The sequence below is a fragment of the Zestomonas insulae genome (genome assembly GCF_016901015.1).
GTDB lineage: Bacteria > Pseudomonadota > Gammaproteobacteria > Pseudomonadales > Pseudomonadaceae > Aquipseudomonas > Aquipseudomonas insulae.
This window is the reverse complement of record NZ_JAFEUP010000007.1, coordinates 157957-170238: the sequence shown is the minus strand read 5'-3', so window position 1 is coordinate 170238 and position 12282 is coordinate 157957. Positions and strand designations below refer to the sequence as shown.

At 68.3% G+C, this 12282-nt stretch carries 12 protein-coding genes; 8 read left to right on the top strand and 4 right to left on the bottom strand.

Going from position 1 to position 12282, the window contains the following annotated elements:
• Positions 1 to 17 precede the first annotated feature (17 nt).
• Positions 18 to 1175, top strand: a complete 1158-nt coding sequence (locus JQX08_RS21510; protein ID WP_205350500.1) for an MFS transporter — start codon at positions 18 to 20, stop codon at positions 1173 to 1175.
• Positions 1176 to 1177: 2 nt separating this feature from the next.
• Here JQX08_RS21510 and JQX08_RS21505 read toward each other — a convergent pair whose 3' ends face one another.
• Positions 1178 to 2749: a phospholipase D-like domain-containing protein gene (locus JQX08_RS21505; RefSeq protein ID WP_205350499.1), complete on the bottom strand. Its 1572-nt coding sequence runs from the start codon at positions 2747 to 2749 to the stop codon at positions 1178 to 1180.
• A 63-nt stretch (positions 2750 to 2812) separates the two neighbouring features.
• Positions 2813 to 4144: an NAD(P)/FAD-dependent oxidoreductase gene (locus tag JQX08_RS21500; protein ID WP_205350498.1), complete on the bottom strand. Its 1332-nt coding sequence runs from the start codon at positions 4142 to 4144 to the stop codon at positions 2813 to 2815.
• Positions 4145 to 4305: 161 nt separating this feature from the next.
• Here JQX08_RS21500 and JQX08_RS21495 point away from each other — a divergent pair, with 161 nt between their 5' ends.
• Positions 4306 to 4659, top strand: coding sequence for a YkgJ family cysteine cluster protein (locus JQX08_RS21495; RefSeq protein WP_205350497.1), 354 nt, complete (start codon positions 4306 to 4308; stop codon positions 4657 to 4659).
• A gap of 35 nt (positions 4660 to 4694) precedes the next feature.
• On the opposite strand, the gene dadR is transcribed toward JQX08_RS21495, so the two are convergent.
• On the bottom strand, positions 4695 to 5183 hold the full coding sequence (gene dadR / locus JQX08_RS21490; protein ID WP_205350496.1) for a transcriptional regulator DadR: 489 nt from the start codon (positions 5181 to 5183) through the stop codon (positions 4695 to 4697).
• Positions 5184 to 5338: 155 nt separating this feature from the next.
• Here dadR and dadA point away from each other — a divergent pair, with 155 nt between their 5' ends.
• The 6 genes from dadA (at position 5339) to JQX08_RS21460 (ending at position 11587) form a co-directional block, all read left to right on the top strand.
• Entirely contained in the window at positions 5339 to 6637 is a 1299-nt protein-coding gene (dadA, locus tag JQX08_RS21485) for a D-amino acid dehydrogenase (protein WP_205350495.1), read from the top strand.
• Positions 6612 to 6965: a RidA family protein gene (locus JQX08_RS21480; RefSeq protein ID WP_205350494.1), complete on the top strand. Its 354-nt coding sequence runs from the start codon at positions 6612 to 6614 to the stop codon at positions 6963 to 6965. Before dadA ends, JQX08_RS21480 begins: the two co-directional genes overlap by 26 nt.
• A 58-nt stretch (positions 6966 to 7023) precedes the next feature.
• Positions 7024 to 8091 (top strand): alanine racemase, encoded by a 1068-nt coding sequence (gene alr, locus JQX08_RS21475; protein ID WP_205350493.1) that lies wholly within the window; start codon positions 7024 to 7026, stop codon positions 8089 to 8091.
• A gap of 169 nt (positions 8092 to 8260) precedes the next feature.
• Positions 8261 to 8809 carry a cupin domain-containing protein gene (locus JQX08_RS21470; RefSeq protein WP_205350492.1) on the top strand — a complete coding sequence of 183 codons (549 nt, stop codon included), beginning with the start codon at positions 8261 to 8263 and terminating at the stop codon, positions 8807 to 8809.
• A 123-nt stretch (positions 8810 to 8932) separates the two neighbouring features.
• Entirely contained in the window at positions 8933 to 9355 is a 423-nt protein-coding gene (locus JQX08_RS21465) for a c-type cytochrome (protein WP_205350491.1), read from the top strand.
• Positions 9356 to 9472: 117 nt separating this feature from the next.
• Positions 9473 to 11587, top strand: coding sequence for an acetyl-CoA hydrolase/transferase C-terminal domain-containing protein (locus JQX08_RS21460; RefSeq protein ID WP_346727636.1), 2115 nt, complete (start codon positions 9473 to 9475; stop codon positions 11585 to 11587).
• Between the two features lie 111 nt (positions 11588 to 11698).
• Here JQX08_RS21460 and JQX08_RS21455 read toward each other — a convergent pair whose 3' ends face one another.
• Positions 11699 to 12271: a xanthine phosphoribosyltransferase gene (locus JQX08_RS21455; protein ID WP_205350490.1), complete on the bottom strand. Its 573-nt coding sequence runs from the start codon at positions 12269 to 12271 to the stop codon at positions 11699 to 11701.
• Positions 12272 to 12282: the final 11 nt, after the last annotated feature.

Genomic DNA, 12282 nt, shown 5'->3' with positions numbered 1-12282 from the left:
ATTGCAAGGAGCACGTCATGCGTTGGGGCACCTATTTCGCCGTGTGCGCGGCGGTGATCAGCATCGGCCTGGCCCTCGGGGTGACCATGCCGCTGGTCTCGCTGCGCCTGGAAAGCTGGGGCTACGGCAGCTTCGCCATCGGTGTGATGGCCGCCACTCCGGCGCTTGGCGTGCTGCTCGGCGCGCTGGTCGCCGGACGCTGGGCGGCGCGCCTCGGCACCACCCGGCTGATGCAGGCCTGCCTGCTGTTCAGCGCGGTGTCGGTGGCGCTGCTCGCCGTGCTGCCCAGCTACCCGCTGTGGCTGGTGCTGCGCCTGGTGATCGGCATCGCCCTGACCGTGGTGTTCATCCTCGGCGAAAGCTGGATCAACCAGCTCGCCGTCGAACAGTGGCGCGGCCGCCTGGTGGCGCTGTACGGCACCGGCTATGCGCTCAGCCAGCTGGCCGGGCCGCTGCTGCTCGGCTTGCTCGGCAGCGCCACCGACCTCGGCTTCTGGTGCGGCACCGCGCTGCTGATCGGCGGCTCGCTGGTCCTCCTGGGGCGCAGCGGCGCGCCACGGGTCGATGCGCACAGCGCCTCCGGACGCGGCTTGTGGGGCTTCTGCCGCAACCTGCCGGCGATCGCCTGGGCGGTCACCCTGTTCGCCGCGTTCGAGGCGATGATCCTCACCCTGCTGCCGATCTACCTGCTGCGCGAGGGCTTCAGCGAAAGCCTGGCGTTGACCCTGGTCAGCGTGGTGGTGGTCGGCGATGCGCTGCTGCAGTTGCCGATCGGCTGGCTCGCCGACCGGGTGTCGCGGACCACGCTGTTCCGCGTCTGCGGGGTGGTGCTGCTGTTGTCCAGCCTGGGCATGCCGCTGCTGCTGCACACGCCGCTGGCCTGGCCGCTGCTGGTGCTGTTCGGCGCCAGCGCCGGCGGGCTGTTCACCCTGGCGCTGATCCTCATCGGCGAGCGCTACCGCGACGACGCGCTGGTCCGTGCCAACGCCCACGTCGCCCAGCTGTGGGGCGCCGGCTGCCTGATCGGGCCGCTGTTCACCGGCGCCGCCAGCCAGTGGCTGAGCAGCCACGCGCTGCCGTTGCTGATGGCTGCCGGCGCGCTGGGCTTCGTGATCCTTGCCTGGCGGCGCGACGCGTTCGCCACGCCGCTGGCCGGCAATCCGGCGTCCAGCTAGCGCTAGAGCATGCGCTCCAGGCCGATGCGCTCGGCGACCCAGGCGTTGAAGTGCCGCCAGCGGCTGCCCGGTTCCTGGGTCAGGGTGCGCGGCTGGCCGTCTTCCTCGCTGAGCCAGACCAGCTGCCGGCGGCTGCCGTCGCCCTGTAGGCGCACCTCGTAGCTGAGCGCCGGCTGCATGCCTTCGAGGGCCAGCTGGCGCACGTACTCGCTGAGCTGCGGGCTGTCGATCAGTACGCCGACTTCGGTGTTCCACAGCACCGAGCGCGGGTCGAAGTTGAACGAGCCGATGAACACCTGCCGGCGGTCGAACACGATCGCCTTGCTGTGCAAGCTGGATTCCGAGGTGCCGCTCAGGCTGTACGGCGCACTGCCGCGGCTGCGCGTGCCCTGGCCGTTGCCGTCGGCCAGGCTGCGCATCTCGAACAGCCGCACGCCGTGCTCGAGCAGGCGCGGCCGGTACGGCGCATAGCCGCCATGCACCGGCGGCACGTCGGTGGCCTCCAGCGAGTTGGTCAACAGGCGGATGTGCACGCCCTGGTCGGCCTTGCCGATCAGGTAGTCCATGCCCTCGGCGGCCGGCACGAAGTACGCCGAGATCATGATCAGCTCGTGCTGCACGCCGTCCAGCACCGGCTGCAGCTGGCTGGTCAGCAGCAGCGCGGCGGACGGTTCGCCGCTGGCCAGCACCTTGCTCGGCGCGTCCCACAGCACCTGGCTCGGCGCCCAGATCAGCTCGCCCAGCCAGCGGTACAGCTGCGGACGTTCCTGGGCCTTGAACAGCCGCTCATAGAGCGGCCGCTGGTCGCTGCGTGCCTCGGCCAGGTAGGCGCGCAGCTCGCCGCGGGCGATTTCCAGGTCGCGGCGATTCGGCTGGCGCCAGACGAACTGCTGAATCGGCTGGCTGAGCCGGCTGTTCCAGTACTGGTCGAAGCTGTGGCCGAGGTCGTTGGCCGCCGGGCCGACGGCGAGCAAGTCGATGTCGGTGAAGTTGCGCGTCGGTTCGGCATCGAAGTACTCGTCGCCGAGGTTGCGCCCACCGACGATCGCCGCGCTGCTGTCGGCCAGCCACAGCTTGTTGTGCATGCGCCGGTGCTGCTGGTTGAGGTTGAGGGTGCGCCCCAGTACGCGGGTCACCCCGGTGCTGCGGCCGAGCTGCAGCGGGTTGAAGACCCGCACCTGGATGTTCGGGTGGGCGGTGAGCAGGGCGATCTCGCGATCCTTGCCGTCGCTGCTGGTGTCGTCGAGCAGCAGGCGCACGCGCACGCCGCGGTCGGCGGCACGCAGAAGCTCGTTGAACAGCAGGCGGGTGCTAAGGCCGTCATGGACGATGTAGTACTGCAGGTCGAGGCTGCTCTGCGCGGCGCGGATCAGCTCCAGGCGCGCGGCGAACGCCTCGTTGCTCGACGGCAGCAGGCGGAAGCCGGAGTGCCCGGGGTGCTGCGCGGCGCGCGCCTCGATGTCGCGGCCGAAGCTCGAGGCCGCCGGCGGGAAGGCCTGGCTGGTCTGCCGCGGCGGGGCGGTGGCGCAGCCGCTCAGGAACAGCGCCAGGATCAGCAGGATGCGCAGGGCCACCGCGGCCTCCGGGGTAGGACTACCTAGTCATTGGAGCGCAGCGGCGGGGGAAAGATTCAGCGCCTACAGTGCGCCGCCGCTGCCGAAGCGCTCCTTCAGCCGGTACCAGAGCATGCCCAGGGCGAGCAGCGGCGAACGCAGCAGCTTGCCGCCGGGGAAGGTCAGGTGCGGCACCTGGGCGAACAGGTCGAAACCGCGGCTTTCCTGCCCGGCGATTGCTTCGGCGAGCAGCCGGCCGGCCAGGTGGGTGGCGTTCAGGCCGTGCCCGGCGTAGGCCTGCGCGTAGTAGACGTTAGGCTGCGCGTGCAGTCGGCCGATCTGCGGTAGGCGGTTGGCACCGATGCCGATCATCCCGCCCCACTGGAAGTCGATGCGCGTGTTGGCCAGCTGCGGGAACACCGCGAGCATCTTCGGCCGCATATAGGCGGCGATGTCCGCCGGGTCGCGCCCTGAGTAGTGGCAGGCACCGCCGAACAGCAGGCGGCGGTCGGCGGACAGGCGATAGTAATCGAGCGCCACGCGCTGGTCGCACAGCGCCATGTTCTGCGGGATTAGCGTGCGCGCCTGGGCCAGGCTGAGCGGCTCGGTGGCGATCACGTAGCTGCCGGCCGGCAGCACCTTGCCGCCCAGCTCCGGGTTGAGGTCGTTGAGGTAGGCGTTGCAGGCGATTACCAGGTGCTTGGCACGCACCGTGCCCTGCGTGCTGTGCACGCGCACTTCGGCGCCGTAGTCGATGCGCGTCACCGGCGAGTGCTCGAATAGCCGCACGCCGAGTGCCTGTGCCGCGGCCGCTTCGCCGAGCGCCAGGTTGAGCGGGTGCAGGTGCCCCGAGCCCATGTCGATCAGGCCGCCGACGTAGCGGTCGGAGCCGACCACCTGGTGCATCTCGTCCGGGCGCACCACGCGCAGTTCGTGGCGGTAGCCGAGCTCGCGCAGCTCCTCGCGGTCGTCGAGGAAGCTGGCGAAATCCTTGGCGGTGTTGGCCAGGTCGCAGTAACCCCAGGTCAGGTCGCAATCGATGGCGAAGTGTTCGATGCGCCGCCGCACCAGCTCCACCGCCTCCAGGCCGAGCAGCTTGAGTTCGCGCACGCCATCGCTGCCGAGCACCCCGGCGAACTGGTCGAGGTCGTGGCCGACGCCGCGGATCAGCTGCCCGCCATTACGCCCGCTGGCGCCCCAACCGATCCGGTGCGCTTCCAGCAGCGCCACGCTGAAGCCGCGTTCGGCCAGCTCGATGGCGGTGTTCAGGCCGGAAAAGCCGCCGCCGATGATGCACACGTCGGCCTGCACCTCGCCGCCCAGCGGCGGAAAATCGAGTTGGCGATTGACGCTGGCGGCGTAGTAGGAGGCGGCGTGGTCGGCGCTGTGCACGGGCTGGCGAACGCGGGCGTTCATGTGCGAAATCCTGAGTGTGGTGTTTGGAAAATTCAACGCAGAATAAGCGCGGCTCCGGCAAAGCGCCAAGGGGGGCGGGGAAAAAAGCCGCATTCGTCGCGCGCGGCGGACTGCGGGGCGGCCTTGCAGTAAGCTGCCGGCGATTTCTCCAGGAGCCGCCGATGAGCTGCACCGACCGCAAGATCGATCACCTGCGCCGCCAGATTCCGGGCTTCGCCTGCGTGCCTGGCTGCCACGATTGCTGTGGCCCGGTGACCGCCTCGTCCGAGGAAATGGCCCGTCTGCCGGTGAAGAGTGCGGCCGAGCACGAGGCCGCGCTGGCCGAGTGGAACTGCGTGCACCTCGGCCCGCAGGGCTGCCAGGTGTATGACCAGCGCCCGCTGATCTGCCGGCTGTTCGGCACCACGCCGCGCCTGCCGTGCCCGCGCGGCCAGGGTCCGAAGACGCCGATCGAGGCGCATGTCGAGGAGCAGGTGCACCGCCTGATCGCCACGACCCGGCAGGTGCTGGTCTGACGCCTCGGGTCAGGCGTCAGGGCTAGTAGCCGGGCTTACTCCGGCACCGGCAGCGCCAGCGACTCCTTGACCTCCTCCATGACGATGTACGACTTCGATTCGCGCACATGCGGCAGCTTGAGCAGGATGTCTCCGAGCAGCTTGCGGTAGCTGGCCATCTCGTTGATGCGCGCCTTCACCAGGTAGTCGAAGTCGCCGGACACCAGGTGGCACTCCAGCACGTGCGGCAACTTGAGCACCGCGCGGCGGAACTCCTCGAAGGTGTCGCCGGACTTGTAGTCCAGGCTGATCTCGACGAACACCAGCAGGCTGGCCTTGAGGTGCTGCGGATTGAGGCGCGCCGAGTAGCCCATGATGATCCCTTCGCGCTCCAGGCGCCGCACGCGCTCGGTGCATGGCGTGGTCGACAGGCCGACGCGCTCACCCAGCTCGGTGAAGGACAGGCGGCCATCCTCCTGCAGGATCCGTAAAATATTCCGGTCGATCTTGTCCAGCTCGCGACGGGATTGATGCTGGGTACGCATGGTGAATGCCACTCCGTGAAATGCGTGGTTGCCGAGAATTCTCTCCAAATATAGGTGTAACTATAGTGAAAAGCACTGGCTAGCGCTCCATATACTGCGCGCATCTACGCTCAATATAACAAACGTCAGCGTTTACTCGCGGCGAGGAGACAAACATGCGTGTAATGGTGCTCGGCAGCGGCGTGATTGGTACCGCCAGTGCCTATTATCTGGCCCGTGCCGGTTTCGAAGTGGTGGTAGTCGACCGGCAGAACGGTCCCGCCCTGGAAACCAGTTTCGCCAACGCCGGCCAGGTCTCGCCCGGCTACGCCTCGCCATGGGCCGCCCCGGGCGTGCCGCTGAAAGCCATCAAGTGGCTGCTGCAGCAGCACGCACCGCTGGCCATCAAGGCCACCGCCGACCTCGACCAGTACCTGTGGATGGCGCAGATGCTGCGCAACTGCACCGCGTCCCGCTACGCGGTGAACAAGGAGCGCATGGTGCGCCTGTCCGAGTACAGCCGCGACTGCCTCGACGAACTGCGCGCGGAGACCGGCATCGGTTACGAAGGCCGCCAGCTCGGCACCACCCAGCTGTTCCGTACCCAGGCGCAACTGGATGCCGCGGCCAAGGACATCGCCGTGCTGGAACGCTCCGGGGTCGCCTATGAAGTGCTCGATCGCGCCGGCATCGTGCGCGCCGAACCGGCCCTGGCCAACGTCGCCGACAAGCTTGCCGGCGCCCTGCGCCTGCCCAACGACCAGACCGGCGACTGCCAGCTGTTCACCACCAAGCTGGCGCAGATGGCCAAGGACCTCGGCGTCGAGTTCCGTTTCGGGCAGAACATCCAGCGCCTCGACCACGCCGGTGACCGCATCAACGGCGTGTGGATCGACGGCAAGCTGGAAACAGCCGACCGTTACGTGCTGGCGCTCGGCAGCTACTCGCCGCAGCTGCTCAAGCCGCTGGGCATCAAGGCCCCGGTCTATCCGCTGAAGGGCTACTCGCTGACCGTGCCGATCACCAATGCGGCCATGGCGCCGAACTCGACGATCCTCGACGAGACCTACAAGGTCGCCATCACCCGTTTCGACAACCGCATCCGCGTCGGCGGCATGGCGGAGATCGCCGGTTTCGACCTGAGCCTCAATCCGAAGCGTCGGGCGACCCTGGAAATGATCACCAACGACCTCTACCCGGAAGGCGGCGACCTGAGCCAGGCCGAGTTCTGGACCGGCCTGCGTCCGGCCACTCCGGACGGCACGCCGATCGTTGGCGCCACGCCGTTCCGCAACCTGTTCCTCAACACCGGCCACGGTACCCTGGGCTGGACCATGGCCTGCGGCTCCGGCCGTTTCCTCGCCGACCTGATGGCGCGCAAGCGTCCGCAGATCAGCGCCGAAGGCCTGGACATCTTCCGTTACGGCGACAGCAAGGAGAGCCCGGCTCATGGCCATCCAGCGCCTGCACATTGAAACCCGTTACAGCGAGGCGGCGATCCACAACGGCACCGTCTACCTCGCTGGCCAGCTGGCTGACGACCTGACTGGCGACATCCGCCAGCAGACCCGCGAAACCCTGGCCAACATCGACCGCATGCTGGCCGAGGCCGGCAGCGACAAGTCGCGCATCCTCTCGGCGACCATCTACCTGAAGGACATCGCCACCCACTACGACGGCCTCAACGCCGAGTGGGACGCCTGGGTCGCCGCCGGCAACGCGCCGCCGCGCGCCTGCGTCGAGGCACGCCTGTACAAGCCCGAGGTGCTGGTGGAAATCTGCATCATCGCCGCGGCCAACTGAACCCTGCTCTAACCCGGCGTCCGCGCCGGGTCTTTTTATTCCCGAAGAAGCCCTCGCCATGCGTCCAGCTCGTGCCCTGATCGACCTCAACGCCCTGCGCCACAACTACCGCCTGGCCCGCGAAGTGTCCGGCGCCAAAGCCCTGGCCGTGGTCAAGGCGGATGCCTACGGGCACGGCGCGGTGCGCTGCGCCGAGGCGCTGCAGGGCGAGGCCGACGGCTTCGCCGTGGCCTGCATCGAGGAGGCGCTGCAACTGCGCGCCGCCGGCATCCGCCGGCCGATCCTGCTGCTCGAGGGGTTCTTCGAAGCCAGCGAACTGGAGCTGATCGAGCAACACGACCTGTGGTGCGTGCTGCACTCGCTGTGGCAGGTCGAGGCGCTGCTCCAGGCGCCGCTGCGCAAGCCGCTGACCGTGTGGCTGAAGCTTGACTCGGGCATGCACCGCGTCGGTCTGCACCCCGAGGACTACGCCGCCGCCTACCGCGGCCTGCAAGCCAGCGGCAAGGTCGCGCGCATCGTACTGATGAGCCACTTCGCCCGCGCCGACGAACTGGATTGCCCGCGCAGCGAGGAACAGCTGGCGGTGTTCGAGCAGGCGCGCGCCGGTCTCGACGCCGAGATCAGCCTGCGCAACTCGCCGGCCGTGCTCGGCTGGCCGAACATGCCCAGCGACTGGGTGCGCCCCGGCATCATGCTCTACGGCGCCAGCCCGTTCGAACAGGCACAGGCGCTGGCCGCCCAGCTGCAGCCGGTGATGACCCTGCAATCCAAGGTGATCAGCGTGCGCGAGCTGCCGGCCGGTGAGCCGGTCGGCTACGGCGCGCGCTTCATCAGCGAGCGGCCGACCCGCGTCGGCGTGGTCGCCATGGGCTATGCCGACGGCTACCCGCGCCACGCGCCGACCGGTACGCCGGTGGCGATCGATGGCCAGCTGGCGCGGATCATCGGCCGGGTGTCGATGGACATGCTCACCGTCGACCTCAGCGACCTGCCGCAGGCCGGCCTGGGTAGCCGCGTCGAGCTGTGGGGCAAGCAGGTGCTGGCCAGCGAGGTGGCGGCGCAGGCCGGCACCATCCCCTACCAGATCTTCTGCAACCTGCGCCGGGTGCCGCTCAGCTACTCCTAAAGGGTGATCAGGAAATCGATCAGTGCGCCGCCGCCGGCTCCGGCTGAACGCCTGGAGCCCCGCCGGGCGGGGCCTTTCCGTTCGCTGATGAATGGTGTGTTGTAAATACTGAACGCTGTTGCGATGATACGCCGACAATCACAACCAGATCCCACGGAGGATCCAGCCATTGGACGTCGGTGTTCGACTGCAATCCATTCGCAAGCTCAAAGGCCTTTCCCAGCGTGAACTCGCCAAGCGGGCGGGCGTCACCAACAGCACCATCTCCATGATCGAGAAGAACAGCGTCAGCCCTTCCATCAGTTCGCTGAAGAAGGTGCTGGGCGGCATCCCCATGTCGCTGGTCGAGTTCTTCTCCCTCGACCTGGAGCAGGACAACCAGACCCAGGTGGTCTACCGGGCCTCGGAACTGACCGATATCTGCAGCGGCGCGATCACCATGAAGCTGGTCGGCAAGGCGCATCCGAGCCGGGCCATCGCCTTCCTCGACGAGATCTACCCGGCGGGCACCGATACCGGTGACGAGATGTATGCGCACGATGGCGAGGAGGCTGGCCTGCTGGTCGAAGGGCGTCTCGAGCTGACCGTCGGCAACGAGGTGTTCATCCTCGAGCCGGGCGACAGCTACTACTTCGAGAGCAGCAAGCCGCACCGCTTCCGCAATCCGTTCGATCTGCCGGCGCGTCTGATCAGCGCCACCACACCGGCCAACTTCTAAGGCCGGGATGTGGCGCCGGCCTGCGACAACAAGGATTGTTCCGGCCGGCGGACCTTGCAGTTATACTTGCGCCCGCTCGCGAAACCGTGGCCGCGGGCCAACTAGCCACGATGAGGGTGTACCGTGAACCTGATTAATAAAATGCTGGCGGCTCAAGCTGCCGTCCTGGCGCTGTGGGCTGTGAACGTCCAGGCCGCGACCAACGACGAGATCGCCGCGCGTATCAAGCCGGTCGGCGAAGTCTGCGTGCAAGGCCAAGAATGTAAGGGCATCGAGCCTGTCGCTGCGGCGGCCGGTGGCGGCGCCAAGACGCCGGATTCGATCATCGCCGGCCATTGCGGCGCCTGCCACACCGCCGGTGTGCTGGGTGCGCCGAAGATTGGCGACAGCGCCGACTGGAAGAAGCGCGCCAGCGAGCAGGGCGGCCTCGACGGTCTGCTGGCCAAGGCCATCTCCGGCGTCAACGCGATGCCGCCGAAGGGCACCTGCGCCGACTGCTCGGATGACGAGCTGAAGGCCACCATCAAGAAGATGTCCGGTCTGTAAGACATCCGCTTGCTGTGACGAAGCCGCCTCCGGGCGGCTTCGTCGTTTTTGGCGATCGGGGAGCAAAGCGCCGTCGGCGGGGTCCAATGCGGCAAGTGGCTGCCCAGGAGATCGCCGGTGCCCGTCAGTACGCTCGAAGCCGCAGTCGAACAGGTCCTCGCCCGCATCGACGGCCCGATCCGCCTCGGTCTGCCGCTCGGCCTCGGCAAACCCAACCATTTCGTCAACGCCCTGTACCGGCGGATCAAGGAGCTGCCCGAGCGCCCGCTGACCATCTACACCGCGCTCAGCCTCGGCCGCCCGCGCCCCGGCAACGAGCTGGAGCAGCGTTTCATGGGGCCGTTCTTCAGCCGGGTGTACGGCGACTACCCGGAGCTCGACTACCTCGACGACCTCGACTGCGGCGAGTTGCCCGAGCACGTGCGGGTCGAGGAGTTCTACCTGCAGCCGGGCAGCCAGCTGAACAACGACCTGGCCCAGCAGCGCTACATCAGCCTCAACTACAGCCAGGTGGCCGGCGACCTGCTGCGCAAGGAGGTCAACCTGATCGCCCAGCTGGTCGCCCGCGACCCCGAGCGGCCGGGGCGGCTGAGCCTGAGCTGCAACCCGGACATCACCCTCGACCTGCTGGCCGCCGCACGTGCCGCCGGGCGCATGCCGCTGTGCGTCGGGGTGCTGCATGACGGCCTGCCGTACATGCCCGGTGCCGCCGAGGTCGACGAGACGCTGTTCGACCTGCTCATCGAGCCGGCCGACCACAGCCAGCTGTTCTCCACCCCGCAGATGCCGGTCAACGCCCAGGACCACGCCATCGGCCTGTACGCCAGCGCGCTGGTGCGCGACGGCGGCACCCTGCAGATCGGTATCGGCTCGCTCGGCGATGCGCTGAGCGCCGCGCTGCTCGCCAGGCAGGCGGACAACGCCGCCTACCGCGCGGTGCTCGACGAGCTGCAGGGGCCGGCGCGCTGGGGCGCGCTGATCGACCGCGAGGGTGGCCTCGAGCCGTTCAGCGCCGGGCTGTACGGCTGCAGCGAGATGTTCGTCCACGGCCTGCTCAAGCTGCTCGACGGCGGCGTGCTGCGCCGCGCGGTGTACCCCGACCTGCGCCTGCAGGCGCTGGCCGACAGCGGCGCGCTGGACGCCGAAGGGCGGCCACGCAGCGCCCAGGCGCTGCTCGACGGCGGCCTGCCGCAACTGCTCGACGGCGCCACCCTGGCCTGGTTGCAGGAACACGGCCTGCTCGACGCGGGCATCCGCTTCGACGGCGAACGCCTGCTGCTCGGCGACGGCAGCCGCATCCCGGCGCGCCTCGACCAGCCGGCGCTGCAGGCCAGTCTCGGCTGCGCGCGCGGCGGGGTGCTGGCGCATGGCGGCTTCTTCCTGGGCCCGCTGGCGTTCTATGCGCGGCTGCGCGAGATGGACCTCGGCCAGCGCGGGCAGATCGGCATGACCGCGATCAGCTACATCAACCGCCTGTACGGCGACGAGCCGCTCAAGCGCCGCCAGCGCCGCGACGCGCGTTTCATCAACAGCGCCTTCACGGTGACCCTGCTCGGCGCCAGCGTCGCCGACCAGGTGCAGGGCGGCCGGGTGCTCAGCGGCGTCGGCGGGCAGTACGACTTCGTCGCCCAGGCCCACGAGCTGCACGGCGCGCGGGCCATCACCCTGCTGCGCAGCTGGCGCGAGAGCGGCGGCGAGGTCAGCTCGAACATCGTCTGGGAGTACGGCCACGCGACCATTCCGCGCCACCTGCGCGACATCGTGGTGACCGAGTACGGTATCGCCGACCTGCGCGGCAAGAACGACAGCGAGGTGATCGCCGCGCTGCTGCGCATCGCCGACTCGCGCTTCCAGGACGAACTGCTGGCCCAGGCCCAGGCTGCCGGCAAGCTGCCGCGCGATTTCGTGCTGGAGCCGGCGTACCGCGACAACACGCCGTGGCGCCTGCTGGTGGTGCAGGGCGAACACCCGCAACTGTTCCGCGAGTACCCGCTGGGCTGCGATTTCACCGCTGAGGAGCAGGACCTGCTGCGCGCGCTGCGCTGGCTGAAGAGCAAGCTGCGCTTGAGCGAGATCTTCGAACTGGGCATCGCCACGCTGTTCGACCTGCCCAAGCCGGCCGACTACGCCGCGCACCTGCAGCGTATGGGCCTGGGGCAACCGGCCGGGCTGCGCGAGCAGCTCTACCAGAAGCTGGTGCTGGCCGGGCTGAAGGCCACCGCGGTGGCCTGAGCGGGTCGTTTGCCAGGGCGGGTAGGAGCGAATTCATTCGCGAAGACAGGCAACGCCGCGTCGCTTTGATCGCGAATGAATTCGCTCCTACCCGTTGGTTGACGGCGCGAGTCAGTCGCGGAAGGTCACCTGACCGTTGGCCAGCGACTGCACGCGGGCCAGCGCTTCGACCCGGTAGCCTTCGCTTTCCAGCAGCGCGCGGCCGTCCTGGAAGGACTTCTCGATGACGATGCCGAGCCCGGCGATGCTCGCCCCGGCCTGGCTGATCAGGTCGATCAGCGCCTTGGCGGCGTGGCCGTTGGCGAGGAAGTCGTCGATCACCAGCACGTGGTCGGCGCGGGTCAAGTGCTTGGCCGAAATGGCGATGGTGCTTTCGGTCTGCTTGGTGAAGGAGAACACCTTGGAGATCAGCAGGTCGTTCTTCAGCGTCAGCGACTGGAACTTGCGGGCGAAGATCACCGGAATGCCCAGCTCGAGGCCGGCCATTACCGCCGGGGCGATGCCCGAGGCTTCGATGGTGACGATCTTGGTGATGCCTTGGCCGCGGAAGCGCTCGGCGAATTCGTGGCCGATCTGCTGCATCAGGCGCGGATCGATCTGGTGGTTGAGGAAGGCATCGACCTTCAGCACCTGTTCCGAGAGCACGATGCCCTCGTCGCGAATCTTCTGTTTCAGCGCTTCCACGCTCTGGCCCT